The sequence below is a fragment of the Amaricoccus sp. W119 genome, assembly GCF_047275745.1.
GTDB lineage: Bacteria > Pseudomonadota > Alphaproteobacteria > Rhodobacterales > Rhodobacteraceae > Amaricoccus.
Window position 1 is genome coordinate 20,211 of the sequence record NZ_JBKQWU010000007.1, and the last position, 20,644, is coordinate 40,854.

The following is a 20,644-nucleotide window of genomic DNA, read 5'->3' on the forward strand; positions in this document are numbered from 1 at the left end:
CATGCTGGGCGCGATGCTCGCCGGGCTCCTTCTCGCCGCGCAGCCCGGCCCCGCGGCCGCCTCGCCGGCGCGCATCAAGGATCTGGTCGAGATCGACGGGGTGCGCGGCAACGACCTGCTCGGCTACGGGCTCGTCGTCGGTCTCAGCAATACCGGCGATTCGCTCCGCAACTCGCCCTTCACCGAGGACGCGGTGGTGAACCTCTTGGAGCGCCTCGGCGTCAATGTGACGGGAGAGCAGATCCGCGCGCGCAACGTCGCGGCGGTTCTCGTCACGGCGAGCCTGCCGCCCTTCGCGCGCGCCGGCGGCCAGATCGACGTGACCGTCTCGGCGATCGGCGACGCATCGAGCCTGCTCGGCGGGACCCTCGTCATGACGCCCCTGAACGCGGCGGACGGCCAGATCTACGCCGTGGCGCAGGGCTCGATCATCGCCGGCGGTGTCAGCGCCGAGGGCGACGCGGCGCGGGTCACCGAAGGGGTGCCGACCTCGGGGCTGATCCCGGCGGGTGCGCGGGTCGAGCGGGAAGTGGCCTTCGACTTCTCATCGGTGCGCGAGTTCCGCCTCGCGCTCCGCAACCCCGATTTCACCACCGCGGCGCGGATCGCGACCGCGATCAACAACAACCTCGGCACCCGGATCGCACAGCTTCTCGATTCCGGCACCGTCCGGCTCGACCTCGCCCGGGCGGGGATCGACACGCCGGCGCTCCTGATGGCGCAGATCGAGAACATCGAAATCCTCACCTCGACCAAGGCGCGGGTCGTGGTCGATCAACGCTCCGGCACGATCATTCTCGGTTCGGACGTGCGTATCAGCCGGGTCGCGGTGACCCAGGGCAACCTCACGCTCAGGGTGGAGGAGCAGCCGATGGTCGTGCAGCCGAACCCCTTCGCCGATGGCGCGACCGTGGTCATACCGCGCACCGAGGCGGGGATCGAGGAGGAACCCGGCAACGGGCTCGCCATCGTGGAGAATTCGGTCTCGCTGCCGGAACTCGTCGCGGGCCTCAACGCGCTCGGCGTCTCGGCGCGCGACATGATCGACATCCTGAAGTCGATCAAGGCGGCGGGCGCGCTCCACGCCGAGTTCATCGTGCAGTAGGCGCGGACCAGACCGTCTCACATGTCGAGTTGCACTTCCTCGATCGCCACGCCGATCATCTCCGCGAGGACCTCGACCACGAGCTTGTGGTCCTCGCGCTGCGGCAGGCCCGAGACGACGACCGCGCCGACGCAGAGCCCGCTGACGAGAAAGATCGGGAAACCGCCGCCCGCCGTCGCATAATCCGAGAGCGCGAGGCCCATGCGCTGGTGGATCGTCTCGCCAGCGCCCGTGGAGAGCCCGACGCGATAGCTGCTGCGCTCCAGAAGCTCGACGGTATTGGCCTTGCGCCGGGCCCAGTCGGCGTTGTCCGGGCCGGTGCCCGGCATCGCGCTGAGAAAGACCGTCCGCTTGCCGAGCCGGACCTCAATCAGCACGGAGAGCCCGCGTTCCTCGGCCAGCCCGCGCAGCCGCGTCCCGAGATCCCAGGCCGTCCCGAGATCGAAACTCCGGAACCGCAGCCGCAGTTCCTGGCCCTCGAGAATGTCGGTGTCGCTCAGCTTGCTCATTCTCGCTCCTTCGCAGAGGTTCAGCTCGCGGCCGCTTCGAGCGCCACATCCTCGAAGGCGGCGGCCAGCAGCGCGCGGGTGTAGTCGGTCTTCGGCGTTTCGAAGATCTCGTCGCCCGTCCCCTGTTCCACCACGTCGCCGTCGCGCATGACCAGCACCCGGTGCGAGAGCGCGCGGACGACGCGCAGGTCGTGGCTCACGAAGACATAGGCGAGGCCGAATTTCTCCTGCAGCCGGCGCAGCAGTTCGACGATCTGCACCTGCACCGTCATGTCGAGCGCGCTGGTCGGCTCGTCGAGCACGACGAGCTTCGGTTGCAGCACCATCGCGCGGGCGATCGCGATGCGCTGGCGCTGGCCGCCGGAAAACTCGTGCGGGTAGCGGTGCCGCGTCGCGGGATCGAGCCCGACCTCGCGCAGGATGTCGATCACCCGCTCCTCCGGGTCGCCGTCATGCCCGTGCAGGCCCAGCCCCTCGGCCACGATCTGCTCGATCGTCATGCGCGGGCTGAGTGAGCCGTAGGGGTCCTGGAAGACCATCTGCATGTCGCCCCGGATCGCGCGGAGCTCGCGGTTCTTCCAGCCCTGGATGTCGCGGCCGAGAAAGACGATCCGCCCCTCCGAGGAGATGAGCCGCAGGATGGCGAGCGCGAGCGTCGTCTTGCCCGAGCCGCTTTCGCCGACGATGCCGAGCGTCTCGCCGGCGCGGACCGCGACATCGGCGCCATTGACCGCCTTCACATGGCCGACCGTCCGCCGCAGCAGCCCGGCCTTGATCGGAAACCAGACCCGCAAGCCCTCGGTCCGCAGAATCTCCGCCGCGCCCTTCGGGACCGGGCCGGGGGTGCCGGTCGGCTCGGCGGCGAGCAGCGCGCGGGTATAGGGGTGCCTGGGATTGGCGAAGATCTCCTCGGTCGGGCCGGTCTCGACGATCTCGCCCGCCTTCATCACCGCGACCCGATCGGCGACGCGCCGCACGATGCCGAGGTTGTGGGTGATGAAGAGCATCCCCATCCCCTCGCGCGCCTGGATCTCGGCGAGCAGTTCGAGGATCTGCGCCTGGATCGTCACGTCGAGCGCGGTGGTCGGCTCGTCGGCGATCAGGACGTCGGGGCCATTGGCGAGCGCCATGGCGATCATCACCCGCTGCCGCTGCCCGCCCGAGAGCTGGTGCGGATAGGCGCCGAGGCGGGTCTCCGGGTCGCGGATGCCGACCTGGGTCAGAAGCTCGATGATCCGCGCCCGCGCCGCCTCGCCGGAGAGCCCCTGATGCAGGGCGAGGCTCTCGCCGATCTGGCGCGCGATCGTGTGCAGCGGATTGAGGCTCGTCATCGGCTCCTGGAAGATGAAGCTGATGTCGTTGCCTCGTATCCGCCGCAGCGTCCGGTCCGGGGCCGCGCCGAGGTTCTCGCCGCGATAGAGGATCTCGCCCGTCACCTCGGCATTGTCGGGCAGGAGCCGGGCGGTCGAGAGCGCGGTCACCGACTTGCCCGACCCCGACTCACCGACGATTGCCAGCGTCTCGCCCGCGCGGAGGTCGAAGGAGACGCCCTTCACCGCCTCGAACCGGTCCGCGCCCTGGACGAAGGCGACACGGAGGTCGCGGATCGAGAGGATCGGCGCCGCCGGATCGGGGATCTCCGCCGCGCTCACTTGAAGGTCTTTCGCGGATCGAAGGCGTCGCGCACCCCCTCGAAGACGAAGACAAGAAGCGAGAGCATGATCGCGAAGGTGAAGAAGGCGGTGAAGCCGAGCCAGGGCGCGTTCAGCCGGTTCTTGCCCTGCAGCGCCAACTCGCCCAGCGAGGGATAGGAGGCCGGCAGGCCGAGCCCGAGGAAATCGAGCGCGGCCAGCCCGCCGATGGCGCCGGTGATGATGAAAGGCATCAGCGTCAGCGTCGCCACCATCGCATTCGGCAGCAGATGGCGGAACATGATGGTGAGATCGCCGACCCCGAGCGCGCGCGCGGCGCGGACGTATTCGAAGTTCCGCGCCCTGAGGAATTCCGCGCGCACCACGCCGACGAGGCTCGTCCAGGAGAAGAAGGCGATCAGCAATGTCAGGAGCCAGAAGCTCATCGTGAAGATCGCCGAGAGGATGATGATGATGTAGAGGCTCGGCATGTTGGCCCAGATCTCGACCAGCCGCTGGAAGACGAGATCGACCGCGCCGCCGAAATAGCCCTGCGTCGCCCCGGCGGCGATGCCGATCGCGCTCGAGATGACGGCGACGATCAGCGCGAAGAGCACCGAGATCCGGAAACCGTAGATCACCCGCGCAACCACGTCGCGCGTCTGATCGTCGGTGCCGAGCCAATGCGTCCGGTCCGGGGGCGAGGGCGCCGAGGCCACGTCGTAGTTGATCGTGTCGAAACTGTAGGGGACGAGGGGCCAGACCGCCCAGCCGGGCGCCGCGATGGGCGTGCCGTCCACCGCGCCGGTCTCCTCCGCCTCCGCGTAGACGCCTTCGGGATCGTCCAGACAGGCTTCGAGCCCGCCGGTCCGGATCAGGCAGCGCACCTCGGGCGAGTGATATTCCGCCTCGGTCTCGAACTCGCCGCCGAAATCCGCCTCGGAATAGAAGGAAAGCACCGGTGAGCGCAGCTCGCCCTGGTACCAGACCGCGAGCGGCTTGTCGTTCGCGACGAATTCCGCGAAGAGCGTGACCGTGAAGATCACGAGGAAGATCCAGAACGACCAGAAGGCGCGGCGGTTCGCCTTGAAATTCGCGAGCCGGCGCCGCTGCAGGGGATTGAGCTTCATCAGGTCTCGCGGCTTTCGAAGTCGATCCGGGGATCGACCCAGACATAGGTGAGATCGGACAGGAGCCCGACGACGAGCCCGAGCACGCCGAAGATGTAGAGCGTACCGAAGACCACCGGATAATCCCGCTGGATCGCGCTCTCGTAGGCGAGCCGCCCGAGCCCGTCGAGCGAGAAGATCGTCTCGATGATGAGGCTGCCGCCGAAGAAGACCGCGATGAAGACCGCCGGAAAGCCCGCGATCACGATCAGCATCGCGTTGCGGAACACATGACCGTAGAGCACGCGGCCCTCCGTCAGCCCCTTGGCGCGCGCGGTGATCACGTATTGCTTCTTGATCTCGTCGAGGAAGGAATTCTTCGTCAGCAGGGTGAGCGTGGCGAAGGCGCCGATGGTCGAGGCGGTGACCGGCAGCACGATATGCCAGAGATAGTCGAGCATCTGGCCCAGGAGGCTCAGTTCCGCCCAGTTGTCCGAGGTCAGCCCTCGGAGCGGGAAGATCCGCCAGTACGACCCGCCCGCGAAGAGCACCAGCAGCATGATCGCGAAGAGAAAGCTCGGGATCGCATAGGCGACGATGATCGTGGCGCTGGTCCAGGTGTCGAAGGTCGAGCCGTCGCGCATCGCCTTGCGGATGCCGAGCGGGATCGAGATCAGATAGGCGAGGAGCGTGGACCAGAGGCCGAGCGTGATCGAGACCGGCATCTTCTCGAGGATGAGGTCGAGCACCGAGATCGACCGGAAATAGCTCTCGCCGAAATCGAAGGTCAGGTAGTTCCCGAGCATCAGGAAGAAGCGCGTCAGGGGCGGCTTGTCGAAGCCGAACTGCTTCTCAAGCTCGGCGATGAACTGCGGCGGCAGCCCTTGCGCCCCCCGGTAGTCGCCCACCGGCTCGGCACCGCCGCCACCGCCGCCGGAGATCCGGCCGAGCGCGTCGGTATCCTGCTGCAGCTGCGCCAGCACCTGTTCCACCGGTCCGCCCGGCATGAACTGCGTCAGCAGGAAGTTGAGCGCGAGAATCCCGAACAGCGTCGGGATCATCAGCATCAGCCGCCGCAGGACATAGGCGCCCATGTCAGCGCAGGGTTCCCGCGGCGCGCAGCGCCTCGTAGCGCTCGGCATCGACCCACCAGGTGGAGGTGGAGCCGGTGCCGTATTCCGGCGGAGTCTCGGGATAGCGGTAGAAGTCGTAGAACGCCGCCCATGTGTCCGGGCGGACCCAGAGCGGCACCCGGAGCTGCATCGCGCGAAGCACGCGGTCGAGCGCGCGCACCCGGATGTTGAGATCCTCGCGGCTCTCAGCGCTCTCGATCAGCGTGATGAGCTTGTCGATGCCGGGGCTCGCCACGCCCGAGACGTTGAGCGACCCGCCGATCTGGGCGTATTGCGAGCCGAATGTGTCGCGGAGCTCGTTGCCCGGCGTGTCGCTCATCGGCACGTAGACGAGGAAGGAGTCGAAGTCGAAGGTCTCGGCCCGCTCGCGCCACTGCGCGCTGTCGACGAAGCGCAGGCTCGCATCGACGCCCACGCCGCGCAGCGCCTGCGAGAAGGGCGAGAGATACTGCTCGGCGTCGGGGCTGCCGTACATCATCTCGAAGCGGAGCTGCTGGCCATTCGCGCCGACGAGCCGGCCCGATTGCGTGGTATAGCCCGCGGCGGTGAAAAGCTCGATCGCGCGGCGGCGGCGGGCGCGGTCGCGCTCGTTCGCATTCGCGCCCTTGAACGGGGTGACGGCCTCGGCGGTCAGCACGTCGGCGGCCTCGGGTGGAAGCTCCGCCATCAAGGGCTCCAGCACCGCCCGTTCATCCGGAGGTGTCGGGCCGGATGCCACCATGTCGCTGCGTTCCCAATAGCTTACGCTGCGCTGCTCGACGCCGTGGAAGAGCGTGGCATTGGTCCATTCGAAGTTGAACATCGTCTGGATCGCCTCGCGGACGCGCACATCCTTGAAGGCGTCCCGGCGCATGTTGAAGAAGACGCCGCCGCAGAAGGGCACGGTATGGGCCGGTGTCTCGGTGAGCACCACGTCGCCCCGGGTCCGCGCCGGGAAGTTGTAGCCGTTCACCCAGCGATCGGCGTTCGACTCGCTCCGGTAGCTGTATTCCCCGGCCTTGAACGCCTCGAAGGCGCTCGCCTGATCGGTGTAGTAGTCGATGCGGATCTGGTCGAAGTTGTTGGCGCCGACATTCACCGGCAGATCCTTCGCCCAGTAATTCTCGTCGCGCTTGTAGACGATCGTGCGCCCTGCCTCGACCCGCTCCACCTGATAGGCGCCCGAACCGAGCGGCGGCTCTATCGAGGCCCGCGAGAAGTCGCGGCCGTCGAAATAGGCCTTGGAGAAGATCGAGGTGCCGGCGACGGTCGGCAGCATGTCGCGTACCGGCGCGTCCTCGGCGAAGGTGAACTTCACCTCATGCGGCCCCAGCGCTTCGACCCCGATGATCGGGTCGAAATAGGCGCGGTAGCGAATCTGCCCCTTGGTCTTCATCGCATCGAAGGTGAAGAGCACATCCTCCGAGGTCAGGGGCGATCCGTCGGAGAAGCGCGCCGCCGGATTGAGCTTGAAGCTTACCCAGCGCTTGTTCGCCGGATAGGTCACGCTCTCGGCGATCAGCGGATACATTTCGCTCAACGTGTCGAGCGAGCCCGACATCAGGGAATCGAACACCCCCCAGGCACCGCTCGCCGCCTCGCCCTTCTCGGTGAAGGGGGTGAGCGAGTCGAAGCTGCCGATGTACCAGCTCCGGTGGATGCCACCTTTGGGCGCGGCGGGGTTCACATAGTCGAAATGCGGGAAGTCGGCGGGATACCTGAGTTCGCCGAACATCGAGAGGCCGTGGCTCGTGATGAGGTCGTCACCCTCCTGCGCGAGCGCGAAACTCGCCCGTCCTGCCAGCCCCGCGCCCAGTCCCGCGCCGGCGCCCGTCACTGCGAGGGCCCGGAGGAACCGGCGGCGCGAGAGGACGAAGGGCGGGAGGGAGGGAGCACGTCGGTTCATGCGGCGGTCCATTCGGCGTCCTGAGATTGGTGCGGAACTCGGACGTCACTCTACCGCCGCGCGCGGGAGCGTAAAGCCCGGGAAACGGCCCCCGCGAGCAGGAAAACGTGAGCGGCCGGCGCATCCGCGTGAGTACCATCGGAGCGCACCACCAGGGTGCCAGCTTCGGAGGGCGTTCGGAGGCACGACGGCCGGGGCCGGCGTCCCTCACACGGCGGCCAGCGGGGCGACCAGCGGGACGGGTTTACTGCAGCGACTGCAGATAGGCGATGACGTTGGCGCGGTCCTCTTCCTTCGGCAGGCCGGCGAAGGACATCTTCGTGCCGGCGACGAAGGTCGAGGGCTTGGTCAGGAAGTGGAACAGGTTCTCCGCCGTCCAGTTCTCGCCGTGGCTGGCCATGCCGCTGGAATAGGAATAGCCTTCGACGCCGCCGATCGGGCGGTCGAGAACCTTGTCGAGGTGCGGGCCGACGCCGTTCGAGCCATCGACCTTGTGGCAGGCGGCGCATTTCTTGAACACGGTCTCGCCCTTCGCCGCGTCGGCCGCCGCGACCAGCGCCGCGACATCGACCTCAGCCGCGGCCTCGCCGCCTTCGCCTTCCCCGGCCTCGGGGATCTCGATCGCGTAGGCGACCTCCTCGCTTTCGGTGTTGAAGATCTCGCCGGCGAAGAAGTTCAGGAGCAGCAAGACCAGAAGGCTGCCGCAGAAGGCGCCGACGAGCTTGGTGATTTCCATCGTGTTCATGGGCTGGGGCACCTTTCCGCGGCGGCTGGGGTGGCCGGTTTGTCCTGTCTTCGCCGTTCTACTCGCAACCCGGCGGGGCGCGCAAGCCCGCCCGGCGCGACCACGCTTCCGCCGCCTCCACCGCCAGGGCGACCGCCCGGGCCTCACAGGCTCCATCCGGGGCGAAGACCGCGACGGTCGGCGTGCCGGGCAACTCCGCGAAGCGGTAGACCGCGCAGCCGCTGCCCGGCCCGCCGCCGGAATGCCCCTCGACCGCGAGCACCCGCGCCCCGCCGACTCGAGGCTCGCCCACCCGAACCCCGTCGCCGATCCGGCCCGTCATGAGCCCGAGCCCATAGCCCGCCGTCACCCAGGGCGGCCCGGCGTCTGGAACCGGGCTCACCGTCCGCATCGCCGCGCGGGCCTCGGGCGAGAGGATCGGCCCGGCGAGGATGCCGCCGACGAGCCGGGCGGCCGAGGCGGCCGGCCCGACGAGGCATCCGTGGTAGACCCAGGCCGGGTCATAGTCCGGCGCGGGCAGGGCCAGCGCGGCCATCTCTTCCGGCCGGCTCGCGATTCGCGCATCCGCGATGCCGAGCGGCGACAGCACGAGTTCGTCGAGCGCGCGGCCGATCGGCGCATCCGCCGCCCGTTCGATCGCGCGGCGGACGAGATAATAGCAGGTGTTGGAATAGGCCCATGCGGCGGGCCGGGGCATCGCGGCGACGCGGGCCAGCATCTCCTTGGGAGGCCAGGGTACTCCGCCCCGCGCGACATCGGCGCGGTAGTCGGCGAGATCGGAATAGTTCGCGATCCGGCCGCGGTGGCCGAGCAGGGCGCGGAGGCTCGCCCCGCCCGCGCCCTCCACCGCCGCGTCGAGGTCGATCCGCCCGGCGCGCGCCAGCACGAGCGCGGCGGCCGCGAGCGCGAGCTTGGTCACGCTCCACCACGCCAGATCGGCCGTTCCGGGCGATCCCCGGAGCGTGCCATCCGCGAAGCAGACCGCCGAGATCGCGCCATCTTTCATCCGTCACGCCTTTCTGCGATGGTCCGGCCCGCCTCGCCCGCCGCCCGCCGCTTCCGACCGAGAAGGACCCGACAATGGGCCAGCCCGCCGCCAAGACCAACCGGATCTCTTTCCAGGGCACGCTCGGTGCCTATTCGCACCAGGCCTGCGTCGAGGTCTTTCCGGGGATGGAGGTGCTGCCCTGCGCCACCTTCGAGGACGCGGTCGCCTCGGTCTGGGAGGGGCGGACGGATCTCGCGATGCTGCCGGTCGAGAATTCGACCTATGGCCGCGTCGCCGACATCCATCACCTGCTGCCCGAATCCGGGCTTCACATCATCGGCGAGCATTTCTTGCGCGTGCACATCAACCTCCTCGGCGTGCCGGGCGCGCGGATCGGGGATGTGAAGGCGGCGATGAGCCATACCGTGTTGCTCGGGCAGTGCCGGTCCTTCCTGCGCGAGAACGGGATCGCGGCGCGCACCGGGGCGGATACCGCCGGCTCGGCGGAGATCGTCGCGGCGACGGGCGACAGGAGCCTCGCGGGCCTCGCCTCGGAACTCGCGGGCGAGATCTACGGGCTCGACCTGCTGGCGCGTCACATCGAGGACCAGAAGAACAACACGACGCGGTTCCTCGTCATGGCGCCCGAGCCCGACAACGCGCCCCAGGGGGGCGATGTGCTGACGACCTTCGTCTTCCGGGTGCGCAACCTGCCCGCCGCGCTTTACAAGGCGATGGGGGGGTTCGCGACCAACGGCGTCAACATGATCAAGCTCGAGAGCTACATGGTCGATGGCCAGTTCACCGCGACCCAGTTCTACGCCGATATCGAGGGGCATCCCGACGATCCCGCGGTCGCGCGCGCGCTCGAGGAGTTGCGCTACTTCACGTCGAGCCTTCGGATGCTCGGCACCTATCCCGCGCATCCCTATCGCCGGGAGCAGGAACACGAGCGGCTGGCCCAGGGCGTCACCTGAGCCTCCGGACAGCCTTCGGTACGGTTCTCAGTCGAGCGTGTCGCTCAGCCAGCGCTCGATCAGGAAGCGCGCGATCGAGCCACGCCGTGCCGGGCGGACATCCGGATTGTGCCCCGCCGCCGCCATCATCGCCTCCTCCCGCGTCAGCCAGCGCGCATCCTCGAGCTCGTTCGGGTCGCGCCTGATCTCGGCGGACAGCGCCTCGCCGTGACAGCCGAGCATCAGGCTCGCGGGGAAGGGCCAGGGCTGGCTCGCGAGGTAGTCGACCTGCCCGACATGGATACCCGTCTCCTCCCAGGTCTCGCGCCTGACCGCAGCCTCGATCGATTCGCCCGGTTCCATGAAGCCCGCGAGCAGCGAATACATCCCCGGCGGCCAGGCGGAGGATCGGCCGAGCAGCAGCGAGTTGCCGTGGGTGATCAGCATGATGACGACCGGGTCGGTGCGCGGGAAATGCTGCGCGCCGCAGGAAGGGCAGATCCGCTTCCAGCCCGAATCGGCGATCTCGGATGGCTGGCCGCACCGGGCGCAGAAGCCATGCGACTGGTGCCAGGCGAGGATGCCCTTCGCCGCGACCGCGTTGCCCGCGTCGGCCGTGCCGAGCCGCGACATGAGAGAGCGCAGCTCGTGAAACCTGAACTCCCCCGGCAGATCGGGGTGGATTTCACCCTCGCGGTCGCTGAAGGCGTAGTCGTCGCCTTCGAGGGTCGGCCAGTCGGGGATCTCGCGCGCGAAACGGGGCGCGCCGTCTTCGAGGCCGAGGAAGATCACCGGCGCCGGCTCGGCGAAGAGCGGGTGCCCGGCCGGCAGCCAGACGAGCCCGGTCTCCGCCTCCCCGGTGACGAGGGGACGGCCGCGCGACAGCGCCAGCACCCCTGCCCGGGGATGGGCCGCGAGCGCGGCCACCGCCGCCGCGTCGCTCCGCAGCTGCGACGCGCGGTCGAGCGATCCTCCGGCGAAAGTGACTGATTCCGCGTCGCGCATGGCCCGTGGCTCCCCGCTCGTTTCGATACGACTTCGAACAGGCCCGAAGCCGCTCGGTCCGCCGTCGCCGCGCGGACCTTGCCGCGGCGGCGGCCCGGGAGCAATCGCCGCCGCCGCGTCGGCGGGTATCGCGCGTTGCCCTGGGTTCCGCGTCGTGGCCGGGACGGCTTGAACCCCGGCGCCGCGGCCGCTATATGCCGGGGCGAGAGGTTGGCGCGGGCAGGCGCCCCGCCAACCCGGTCAGGTCCGGAAGGAAGCAGCCGTAACGGGACCCGCTTGGGTCGCTGTCCAACCTCTCACCACGCTTTCCCGAGACGGAAGGCCAGATCCCCCGAATCCGAGTCAGACGAGTCCCCATTGTCGATGGCAGGCCGCCGTGCGCGGCGCCACCGTCCCATCATGACAGAACGGCCCGGGCCCCGGACCCACCCGCGGCGCTGGTGGCCGGTGCCCTCCCTTGCGACCGGCTGGCCCGGCGCATAGGTTGAGGCGACCAGCTGAAGGCCGATGCCCTTGACCGACGCCGACTACCGCGTGCTTGCCCGAAAATACCGGCCCCAGACCTTCGCCGATCTCGTCGGCCAGGAGGCGATGGTGCGCACGCTGCGCAACGCCTTCGAGGCGGACCGGATCGCCCATGCCTTCATCCTCACCGGCGTGCGCGGGGTCGGCAAGACCACGACGGCGCGCATCATCGCCAAGGGGCTGAACTGCACCGGGCCGAATGGCGAGGGCGGGCCGACGATCGAGCCCTGCGGCGCCTGCGAGGCCTGTCAGGCGATCGCCGAGGGGCGGCATGTCGATGTGCTGGAGATGGACGCCGCTTCGCGCACCGGCGTTGGCGATATCCGCGAGATCATCGACTCGGTCGCCTATCGCGCCGCCTCCGCCCGCTACAAGGTCTATATCATCGACGAGGTGCACATGCTCAGCACCTCGGCCTTCAACGCGATCCTGAAGACGCTGGAGGAGCCGCCCGCGCATGTGAAGTTCATCTTCGCCACGACCGAGATCCGCAAGGTGCCGGTCACCGTGCTCTCCCGCTGCCAGCGCTTCGACCTGCGCCGGATCGAGCCGGAGGTGATGATGGCGCTGCTCGGCGGTATCTTGCGGACGGAGGGCGCGACGGTCGCGCCTGACGCGCTCGCGCTCATCGTGCGCGCGGCCGAGGGGTCGGCCCGCGATGCCCTGTCGCTGCTCGATCAGGCGATCGCGCATGGCGGCGGCGAGACGAGCGCGGCGGAGGTCCGCGCGATGCTCGGCATCGCCGACCGGGGGCGGGTGCTCGATCTCTTCGACGCGATCATGCGCGGCGATGCCAAGGGCGCGCTGGCGGAATTCGCGGGCCAGTACGCCGAGGGCGCCGATCCGATGGCGGTGATGCGCGACCTCGCCGAGATCACGCACTGGGTCTCGATGGCGCGCCTGACGCCCGAGGCGGCGGACGATCCGACGATCGGCCCGGACGAGCGCGCGCGGGGGCTCGATTTCGCCCGGCGTCTCGGGATGCGGGCCCTGACCCGGACCTGGCAGATGCTCCTGAAGGCGCTCGAGGAGGTCGGCTCGGCGCCCAATGCGATGATGGCGGCGGAGATGGCGATCATCCGCCTCACCCATGTCGCCGACCTGCCGAGCCCGGAGGAACTGGTGCGCCGTCTCGCGGACCTGCCCGCGCCCCCGGCGGCTCCACAGGTTTCGGGCGGCCTGAGCGGGGGCGGCGATGTCGCGCCGCGAGCTCGCCCGGAGGCCATGGTGCCGCGGGCCGGCGCAGGGCCGGCCGCCGCGGCGGTGCGCGCCGTGGCCACCCCATCGCCCGCGCCCGCCGCCGTGGAGTCGCTCGCTCCGGCCCCATCGCCGGCCGCGGAGACCTCGGCCGGCCCGCTCGCGCGCTACGCCGAATTCGCCGATGTCGTGGCGCTGGTGCGCGCGCGCCGCGACCTGCGGCTCCTGATAGAGATCGAGAACGGCCTGCGCCTCGTTCATTACGCCCCTGGCCGGATCGAATTCGAGCCCGCCGAGGACGCCGAGCCGGACCTGGCCGCGCGGCTGTCGCAGCGGCTGAGGGACTGGACCGGCGTGCGCTGGGGTGTCTCGGTGGTCGGTTCCGGGGGCGGGGCGACGCTCGCGGAGGAGCGGGACGCGGCGAAGATGGGACTGCGCGCCGAGGCCGCGGCCCATCCGCTGGTTCAGGCATTGCTCGCCGCCTTTCCCGGCGCCGAGATCAAGGATGTGCGGCCGCCCGAGGCGCCGCTCGTGGACCCGGCCGCGCCGGAAGGCGAGGCCCCGGACGGGGCGCCTGAGGACGAGGCGGCCGGGAATGACGATGATTGGGACCCCTTCGCAGAGGAATAGGACATGCTGAAAGGACTGGGACAGCTTGGCGACATGGCCAAGATCATGAAACAGGCGCAGGAGATGCAGACCCGGATGGGCGAGGCCCAGGCCCGGCTCGACGACATCGAGGTCGTGGGCGAGGCCGGGGCGGGGCTCGTCAAGGTCACCGCGAGCGCCAAGGGCATCGTCAAGGGGGTCGCGATCGATCCGAGCCTCTTCACCGCCGAGGAGAAGGAAGTGGTCGAGGATCTGATCGTCGCGGCGATCCAGGACGCGCAGGCGCGCGCCGGCGCCGCCGCGCAGCAGGAGATGGCGAAGATCACCGAGGGGCTCGACCTGCCGCCCGGAATGAAGATGCCGTTCTGAAGCGGGGCACGGAAAGGCGCGGGGCAAGATGGCGGGCGGGGCGGATGAACCGGTCGAGCGGCTGATCGCGCTCATGGCGCGGCTGCCGGGGCTCGGGCCGCGTTCCGCGCGCCGCGCGGCCTTGCAGATGATCCGCCGCCGCGCGGTCCTGCTCGACCCGCTCGTCGCCGCGCTGAGCGAAGTCGCGGCGACGGTGCGAGAATGCGAACGCTGCGGCAATATCGCGACCGGCTCGCTCTGCGCCATCTGCGCCGATCCAAGGCGCGCGACGGGGGAGATCTGCGTGGTCGAGACCGTCGCCGACCTCTGGGCGATGGAGCGGGGCGGTGCCTTCCGGGGCGCCTATCACGTGCTCGGAGGGGTGCTCTCGGCGCTCGACGGCGTCGGGCCGGAGGCGCTGCGTATCCCCGACCTCATCGCCCGCGCCCGCGCGGACGGGGCGCGCGAGGTGATCCTCGCGCTCAATGCCACGGTCGATGGCCAGACCACGGCGCATTACATCGCCGACCAGCTGGCGCCGCTCGGGATCACCGTCTCGACGCTCGCCAAGGGCGTGCCGGTCGGAGGCGAACTCGACTATCTCGACGACGGCACCATCGGCGCGGCGCTGAGCGCGCGGCGCGCGATCTGACGCGCCGATGATCGTTCGCCCCCGCCCGTCGATCTGGAAGCTGTTCTTTCTGGTCCGAGGCTCGATCCTGCCGCGTGTGCTGCCGAGGCTCTGCCTGATTTTCGTCGTGTCGATGGCGATCGTCGGGGGACATCAGGTCTGGCCCGACTGGATCGGCTCGATCGACGGCGCACCCTTCGCGCTCGTCGGCATCGCGCTCTCGGTCTTCCTCGGCTCGCGCAACGCCGCCTGCTATGACAGGTGGTGGGAGGGACGCAAGATCTGGGGATCGCTGGTCGCGACCTGCCGCGACTTCGGCCGCGTGACGCTCCTGCTCGGCGCCGAGTCACCGGCGCGGCTGCGCCTTCTCGCGCTCACCATGGCCTTCGCACAGGCCATGGTGCCGCAGCTTCGACAGAGCGTTGGCCACGACCGGGTGCTCGCGGTTCTGCCCGGGGACGCGCGGGAGGCCTATCTCGCGAGCCGCAATCCCCCCGACGCGATCCTGCGCGCCGCCGCCCGGAGTCTCATCGACGAGCATCGGGCGGGGCGGCTGAGCGACATAGAGTGGCAGGTGGTCGACAACCACATCCGGACGCTGGGCGAGGCGCAGGCGGCCTGCGAGCGCATCCGGCTGACGCCGGTGCCCTTCGCCTATACCGTGCTGCTGCATCGCATCGCCTTCCTCTTCTGCGTGCTGCTACCCTTCGGCTTCGTGGAGGCGCTGGGGTACTTCACGCCGCTGGTGGGCACGCTGGTCGCCTACGCGGTCTTCGGGCTCGATGCGCTCGGCGACGAGCTCGAGCGGCCGTTCGGCGACGACCTGAACGCCCTGCCGATTCAGGCGCTGGCGGATACGATCGAGATCAATCTGCGCGAGGCGATGGGGCAGAGCCAACTGCCCGAACTGCCCCAGCCGCACTACCACCTGCTGATGTAGGGCCGGCCCCGGCCGGGTCAGGCGCCCGCCCGGCCCGAGATCCGCGCCGCGATCTGATCGGCGAGAATCTCCACCGCCCTCGCATGGGCGGCGAGGAGCCCGCCGTAGCCCGGCGCCTCCGTCGGGACCTGAATCCCGAACCGGTCGGAGGCGACGATGCCGCCGGAGGCGGAGGAGACGAGGATGTACTGGCCTGCGAAATCGAGCGTGGTCCCCGGTCCGCCGATCATCCGGTCCACGACGACGCGGAGTTGCAGCGCGGGCGGATCGAAGGCGGGCCAGGGGTCCGCCATGACCTGCCCGCCGAGCCGGCGCTGTAACGACGAGACGAGATGGCGGGTCAGCGCGCGCTGCGGCGTATCGGCCCAGAGCGCCCTTTGTTCGAGCCGGACCGCGCCGCCCTGACCGACCGCCGCGATCTCGAGCGCGCCGGCATAGGCGGGCAGGTCGATGTCGGCGACCGCGAGGCTGACCCGCCCGGACCGCGCGGTGGCCGCGGCCGTCTCGGGCGGCAGCAGGTAGTAGTCGGGCGCGCCGCAGGCGGAGAGGGCGGCCAGAAGCGGCAAGATCAGGACGGCTCTCACTCTCATCTCCCGAAGATCACGGAATTGGGCCTGCGCTCCAGCGCGATGACGAGGTCGTCGATCGATTTCGCCGTCTGGCTCACCTGGCGCAGCAGCGAAAGCGTCTCGCGGTTCACCTGGCTGTCGGGACCGATCGTCGCCAGCGCCGCGTCCGCGCGCTGGGCGAGGGCGTTCAGCCGCGCGACCAGGGGCGGCAGGTCGGCTACGGCGCGGGTGATCGCATCGGCGGCTTCCTCGGCGGAGGCGAGCGCCGAGTTCACGTTCTCGACCGCGCCGCCCGCGCGAAGCTCGGCCAGCGTCGCGCGCAACTCGTCGAGCGCGCCGCCGAGCGAGGCGGGCAGCTGGCGCGTGCCTTCCGCGCCGAGCAGTTCGTCGGCGGTCGCGAGAAGCTGCGTGGCCTCGGTCGCGAGATCCTCGAGCGGCAGGCCGTTCGCCCGGTTCGACAGATCGAGCAGACTCCGGAGCAGCGCGGGCAGTTCGGCGCTGGCGGTATTGACGTTGCCGATCGCCTGGGTGGCCTGATCGGCCACCTCGTTGATCCGCGCGGCGAGGTCGGAGGCCGCGAGCTGCCCGGTGATCTGGCGCAGCGAGGCGATCGAGGCGGTGGCATCGGCGACCGCGCCGCCCGCGCGCAGTTCGGAGAGAAGCCCGCGGACCTCTTCCAGCGAGGCATTCAAATTCGCCGGGATCTCGGTGGCGCCCGGGCTCCGCACCAGCGCGTCGACCGAGGCGATGAGATCGTCGCCCGAGGTCAGGAGTTCCTCGATCGGCATCTGTTCGATCCGCGCCGCGAGCGCGTTGATCTGATCGACGACCCTCGGCACGTTCTCGGAGGCGACCGCGCTGATCTCGGCCACGGCCGCGCGCGTCGCGTCGAGCGCGGCGCCGAGCCGTTCGACCAGCCGCTGCTCCTCGACCTGCAGGACCACGCCTTCGGTGGCGGAGAGGATCGCGGCGAGACGCTCGGGCGCCTCCTGGATGCCGGGGTCGGCGATCACCTCGCGCACATCCGCGATCAGGATCGCGAGGTTCTCCGGCGCCTCGCGCACGCCCGGGCCGCTCACGACCGCGTTGACGTTGGAGAGCAGGTTCTGGACCGTCTGCATCAGCTCTTCGATCGGCAGGTTCGAGACCCGCTGGAGCACCCCCTGCGCCGCGACCTCGAGCGCCTGCGCGTCCGAGGGAGCCGTCGGCAGGGTGGGCGGGTCGGATGCCCGGTAGAAGCGGTCCGGCGGCGGATCGTCGAGCAGGGCGAGGTCCACGTACAGGTTCTGGCTGAGGATGCCCGAGGCTGCGAGCCGCGCGCGCATGCCGCGCCCGACCTCGGCGGCGAGCAGGTCCAGCGTCCCGGCCGACACCTCCTCGTCCGTGCCCGCCGGGATGCCCATGCGTCTCGGCGAGATCGAAAGCGTGGTCCGCATCGCGACGGCGGGCGCGTCGCCGCGCTCGGTCACCACCGCCTCGACCGCCGTCACCTCGCCGACCGTCAGGCCGCGGTACTCGACCGGCGCGCCGGGCGAGAGGCCGGCGACGGAGCCGTCGAAATAGGCGGACAGAAGCTGCCTCGGACCGGGTTCGCTCTCGAGCACATCGCCCCGGGCATCGCGTTCGGTATCGTAGAGCTGAAAGACATGGCCGTCCTCGACCCGCGCGGACTGCGTGCCCATCGTGTCGAAGGCGACGCCGCCCTGCAGGATCGAGATGAGGCTCGCGACGTTGAGCTCCGCGCCCATCGGCCCGAGGCTGATGTCGATGCCGCTCGCATTCCAGAACCGCGTGGCTTCGGTCAGCCGGGTGTTGTTGGGCGCGTTGACGAAGATGTCGATCATCACGTCGCCCGCGTCGGTCAGCTGGATGTTCTCGATCCGCCCGACCTCGATCTGCTTGAAGAGCACCGGCGCGCCCACGACCATGGAACCGCCCTCGGGCGCGCGGAGCCGCACGCGGGTCCCGGGCTGGCCCGCCGGCGTCAGCGGCGGCGCGGGCAGAGCGGTGAAGTGGTCCTGGTACTCGCCCGGTTCGTTGTTCCAGTAGGCCTCGATATAGGCGCCTGAAATCACGGTCTCGAGGCCGGAGATGCCCTGCGACGTGACGGAAGGCCGCACGACCCAGAACTGCGCGTCCGCGTCGAGGTACTGGGAGACGTCCTTGTCGATCCGAGCCGAGACGATGACCTGCGTCAGATCGGGGGAGAGCCGGATCTCCTCGACCTCGCCCACGTTCACGTCGCGGAACCGGACGGCGGTCTCGCCCGCGTCGATGCCCTCGGCGTCGTCGAAGACGATCTCGACCAGGGGGCCGCGGGCATCGTGGTTTCTCCAAGCCACGCCGAGCGCGATCAGCAGGGCCACGACCGGGATGAGCCAGACGGCGGATATTCTCCGGCCCGCTCCGACCTCCTTCGGCCCCTCAACGACCGGGTCCGGCGCGTCCGTCTCAGGCATGCTCGTCAGCCATTCTTCCTGTTCTGCTCCGCGCTGTCCCAGATCAGTCTGGGATCCATAGCCTGCGCGGAGAACATCGTAAAGATGACCGACAGGGCGAAGAAGGGCGCCGCCGGGCCGGGTTCGATCGAGGCCAGCCAGCCGAGATGCACGAGCGCGCTCAGGATCGCGACGACGAAGACGTCGATCATCGACCAGCGCCCGATGAACTCGACGAATTCGTAGAGATGGATGCGCGCCGCCGGCGGCACGCTGACGCCCCGCTGGATCGAATAGGCGAGAAAGCCGATCGCGGCGAACTTGCCGATCGGAATCGCGACGCTGGCGATCAGGATGACGAGCGCGACCGGGATGTCGCCATGTTGCGCGACCTCCACGGCGCCGCCGACGATGGTGGAGACATAGCTCTGGCCGATGGTGCTCGTGATCATGATCGGCAAGAGGTTCGCGGGGATGTAGCAGATCAGCCCGACGATCCAGAGCGCCCAGACCCGTTGCAGGCTGCGCGGCGCCCGGCTCGCGAGATGCGCGCCGCAGCGGGGGCAGCTGGTGTGGTCGGGCGTGGAGGCGAGCCCGCAGACCCGGCAGCCGATGAGACCGGCCGCGCGCGCGGTCAGGCCCTGCGCGGTACTCGCGGGAGGATGGCGGCGCGTCATATCCGGGGCGCCTCCGGATGTACGGCGCGCGCGCGCTCGATCGCGCGCCAGACCGTCCACTCGCTCAATCCGCTCCCCTCGCAGACCACGAGCACGACGATCGCGGTCAAGGCCCAGAACGCCGGTCCGAGCGAGATCGTCGCCATGCCGGCGATCTTGACCAGCGCCACGGCGACGCCGACCACGAAGACCTCGGCCATCGCCCAGGGTTTCAGTTCGCGCGCGAGGCGGAAGGCGCGCTCCGCCCGCGGCGCTGGGGGGCGGCCGCGGATGAGCGGCAGCAGGACATAGGTCAGCGCCGCGGCGCGCAGCACCGGGATGATGACGATGAGCAGCAGCGTCGCCACCGAGAGCGCGGTGACAAGCCCGCCCTGGAAGGCGAGGGCGACCTCGATCACCGAGGCGGTGCTCGACAGGCCGGCGATCGACATTTCGAGAAACGGGAAGGTGACGGCCGCGACCATCAGGATCAGCCCCGCGATCGCGGCGGCCAGCGTGCGCTCGAAGGCGCCGCGCCGGTTCGTCATCAGCAGTTCGCCGCAGCGCGCGCAACTGACCCGCCCGTCTATCGGGGGATCGGCCTGCCGCTGCAGGAAGTCGCAGACCGGGCAGGCGATCAGCGGCGCATCGGCGCCGCCGGGCAGGGGCGGCGCGGGGGTGGGTTCTGGTCGGCTCATGCCCCTGATCTAGGTATTCGCCGACGCGGGAAAAGGCCTGGTCCGCGCGCGGTCATGTCGGCCCGCCTTGTCCGGCCCGCCTTGTCGGCCCGTCGTGTCGGCCCGCCACGTCAACCCGGTGACATGCCGCGCAGCTTCTCCTGCCGCCGCCGCAGGATCTCGAGTGTCGCGAGCAGGAGCACCGAGATCGTGATGAGCACCGTCGCCACCGCGAGGATCGTCGGCGAGATCTGCTCGCGCAGGCCGATGAACATCTGCCAGGGCAGCGTCTTCTGCGAGGCGGAACCGACGAAGAGCACGACCACCACCTCGTCGAAGGAGGTGATGAAGGCGAAGAGCGCCCCCGAGATCACGCCCGGCAGGATGAGCGGCATCTGCACCTTGAAGAAGGTCCGCACCGGATTGGCCCCGAGGCTCGCCGCCGCGCGCGTCAGACTCCGGTCGAAGCCGACGAGGGTCGCGGTCACGGTGATGATCACGAAGGGGATGCCGAGCACGGCATGGGCGAGCACGACGCCCCAGTAGGTGCCCTGCAGCCCGAGCCGCGAATAGAAGAAGTACATGCCCGCGGCGGAGATGATCGTCGGCACGATCATCGGCGAGATCAGGATCGCCATGATCGCACCGCGCGCGGGAACATGGCTCTGGCTCAACCCGACCGCGGCGAGCGTGCCGAGGGCGACCGCGATCAGCGTCGCCGCCGGCGCGATGGTGAGCGAATTCCAGAGCGCGGTCTGCCAGTCGCGGTTGGTGAAGAAGTCCTGGTAGTGCCGCGTCGAATAGCCGTCGGGGTCGAGCGAGAGCATCGCCGGAGTGAAGGTGAAGAAGTTCTCGGCGTTGAAGCTCAAGGGCACGATCACGAGGATCGGCAGGATGAGAAACAGGAAGATCGCCACGCAGATCGCGCGGAATCCCCAGTACCAGAGACGCTGGCCGGTCGATGCATAGGGAGGAAGGGCCATCGCGG

At 69.6% G+C, this 20,644-nt stretch carries 19 protein-coding genes and 1 other RNA gene; 7 read left to right on the forward strand and 13 right to left on the reverse strand.

The features are described 5' to 3' along the window. The first annotated feature begins 1 nt into the window (after nucleotide 1). Nucleotides 2-1,105, forward strand: a complete 1,104-nt coding sequence (locus ACLJK8_RS06140) for a flagellar basal body P-ring protein FlgI (protein WP_413149310.1) — start codon at nucleotides 2-4, stop codon at nucleotides 1,103-1,105. 17 nt (nucleotides 1,106-1,122) lie between these two features. Here the strand turns inward: ACLJK8_RS06140 and ACLJK8_RS06145 are convergent, their stop codons facing one another. The 7 genes from ACLJK8_RS06145 to ACLJK8_RS06175 form a co-directional block, all read right to left on the reverse strand. Further along, entirely contained in the window at nucleotides 1,123-1,614 is a 492-nt protein-coding gene (locus ACLJK8_RS06145) for a heme-degrading domain-containing protein (RefSeq protein WP_413149225.1), read from the reverse strand. Between the two features lie 20 nt (nucleotides 1,615-1,634). Continuing rightward, complete coding sequence (locus tag ACLJK8_RS06150) at nucleotides 1,635-3,266, reverse strand: ABC transporter ATP-binding protein (RefSeq protein ID WP_413149226.1); 1,632 nt, start codon at nucleotides 3,264-3,266, stop codon at nucleotides 1,635-1,637. Further along, complete coding sequence (locus tag ACLJK8_RS06155; RefSeq protein WP_413149227.1) at nucleotides 3,263-4,375, reverse strand: ABC transporter permease; 1,113 nt, start codon at nucleotides 4,373-4,375, stop codon at nucleotides 3,263-3,265. The genes ACLJK8_RS06150 and ACLJK8_RS06155 overlap by 4 nt, the downstream gene beginning before the upstream one ends. Then, nucleotides 4,375-5,448 carry a microcin C ABC transporter permease YejB gene (locus tag ACLJK8_RS06160; protein WP_413149228.1) on the reverse strand — a complete coding sequence of 358 codons (1,074 nt, stop codon included), beginning with the start codon at nucleotides 5,446-5,448 and terminating at the stop codon, nucleotides 4,375-4,377. Before ACLJK8_RS06160 ends, ACLJK8_RS06155 begins: the two co-directional genes overlap by 1 nt. Before the next feature lies 1 nt (nucleotide 5,449). Further along, nucleotides 5,450-7,372, reverse strand: coding sequence for an extracellular solute-binding protein (locus tag ACLJK8_RS06165; RefSeq protein WP_413149229.1), 1,923 nt, complete (start codon nucleotides 7,370-7,372; stop codon nucleotides 5,450-5,452). A gap of 244 nt (nucleotides 7,373-7,616) precedes the next feature. Beyond that, a complete protein-coding gene (locus ACLJK8_RS06170; RefSeq protein WP_413149230.1) occupies nucleotides 7,617-8,117 on the reverse strand; it encodes a c-type cytochrome in 501 nt (166 codons plus the stop codon). A 58-nt stretch (nucleotides 8,118-8,175) separates the two neighbouring features. Continuing rightward, nucleotides 8,176-9,123, reverse strand: coding sequence for a serine hydrolase domain-containing protein (locus ACLJK8_RS06175; RefSeq protein ID WP_413149231.1), 948 nt, complete (start codon nucleotides 9,121-9,123; stop codon nucleotides 8,176-8,178). A gap of 74 nt (nucleotides 9,124-9,197) precedes the next feature. On the opposite strand from ACLJK8_RS06175, the gene ACLJK8_RS06180 reads away from it, so the two are divergent. Next, a complete protein-coding gene (locus ACLJK8_RS06180) occupies nucleotides 9,198-10,082 on the forward strand; it encodes a prephenate dehydratase (protein WP_413149232.1) in 885 nt (294 codons plus the stop codon). A gap of 27 nt (nucleotides 10,083-10,109) precedes the next feature. On the opposite strand, the gene nudC is transcribed toward ACLJK8_RS06180, so the two are convergent. Then, the gene (gene nudC, locus ACLJK8_RS06185; protein ID WP_413149233.1) at nucleotides 10,110-11,066 is read right to left on the reverse strand and encodes an NAD(+) diphosphatase; all 957 of its coding nucleotides are present in this window, start codon (nucleotides 11,064-11,066) and stop codon (nucleotides 10,110-10,112) included. A gap of 203 nt (nucleotides 11,067-11,269) precedes the next feature. On the opposite strand from nudC, the gene ffs reads away from it, so the two are divergent. From ffs to ACLJK8_RS06210, 5 genes are all read left to right on the forward strand, one after another. Further along, nucleotides 11,270-11,368, forward strand: an RNA gene (ffs, locus tag ACLJK8_RS06190) — signal recognition particle sRNA small type. Nucleotides 11,369-11,573: 205 nt separating this feature from the next. After that, the gene (locus ACLJK8_RS06195) at nucleotides 11,574-13,418 is read left to right on the forward strand and encodes a DNA polymerase III subunit gamma/tau (RefSeq protein ID WP_413149234.1); all 1,845 of its coding nucleotides are present in this window, start codon (nucleotides 11,574-11,576) and stop codon (nucleotides 13,416-13,418) included. Nucleotides 13,419-13,421: 3 nt separating this feature from the next. Further along, on the forward strand, nucleotides 13,422-13,766 hold the full coding sequence (locus ACLJK8_RS06200; protein ID WP_413149235.1) for a YbaB/EbfC family nucleoid-associated protein: 345 nt from the start codon (nucleotides 13,422-13,424) through the stop codon (nucleotides 13,764-13,766). Nucleotides 13,767-13,794: 28 nt separating this feature from the next. Beyond that, nucleotides 13,795-14,397 carry a recombination mediator RecR gene (gene recR, locus ACLJK8_RS06205; RefSeq protein WP_413149236.1) on the forward strand — a complete coding sequence of 201 codons (603 nt, stop codon included), beginning with the start codon at nucleotides 13,795-13,797 and terminating at the stop codon, nucleotides 14,395-14,397. A gap of 7 nt (nucleotides 14,398-14,404) precedes the next feature. After that, the gene (locus tag ACLJK8_RS06210) at nucleotides 14,405-15,316 is read left to right on the forward strand and encodes a bestrophin family protein (RefSeq protein ID WP_413149237.1); all 912 of its coding nucleotides are present in this window, start codon (nucleotides 14,405-14,407) and stop codon (nucleotides 15,314-15,316) included. Between the two features lie 17 nt (nucleotides 15,317-15,333). On the opposite strand, the gene ACLJK8_RS06215 is transcribed toward ACLJK8_RS06210, so the two are convergent. The 5 genes from ACLJK8_RS06215 to ACLJK8_RS06235 all read right to left on the reverse strand — a co-directional run bounded on the left by ACLJK8_RS06215 (nucleotide 15,334) and on the right by ACLJK8_RS06235 (nucleotide 20,639). Further along, nucleotides 15,334-15,900, reverse strand: a complete 567-nt coding sequence (locus ACLJK8_RS06215) for a membrane integrity-associated transporter subunit PqiC (protein ID WP_413149238.1) — start codon at nucleotides 15,898-15,900, stop codon at nucleotides 15,334-15,336. A gap of 2 nt (nucleotides 15,901-15,902) precedes the next feature. Beyond that, nucleotides 15,903-18,344, reverse strand: a complete 2,442-nt coding sequence (locus ACLJK8_RS06220; RefSeq protein WP_413149239.1) for an MlaD family protein — start codon at nucleotides 18,342-18,344, stop codon at nucleotides 15,903-15,905. 5 nt (nucleotides 18,345-18,349) lie between these two features. Continuing rightward, entirely contained in the window at nucleotides 18,350-19,000 is a 651-nt protein-coding gene (locus tag ACLJK8_RS06225) for a paraquat-inducible protein A (protein ID WP_413149240.1), read from the reverse strand. Further along, a complete protein-coding gene (locus ACLJK8_RS06230) occupies nucleotides 18,997-19,677 on the reverse strand; it encodes a paraquat-inducible protein A (RefSeq protein WP_413149241.1) in 681 nt (226 codons plus the stop codon). Before ACLJK8_RS06230 ends, ACLJK8_RS06225 begins: the two co-directional genes overlap by 4 nt. A gap of 110 nt (nucleotides 19,678-19,787) precedes the next feature. Next, entirely contained in the window at nucleotides 19,788-20,639 is an 852-nt protein-coding gene (locus ACLJK8_RS06235; RefSeq protein WP_413149242.1) for an ABC transporter permease, read from the reverse strand. Nucleotides 20,640-20,644: the final 5 nt, after the last annotated feature.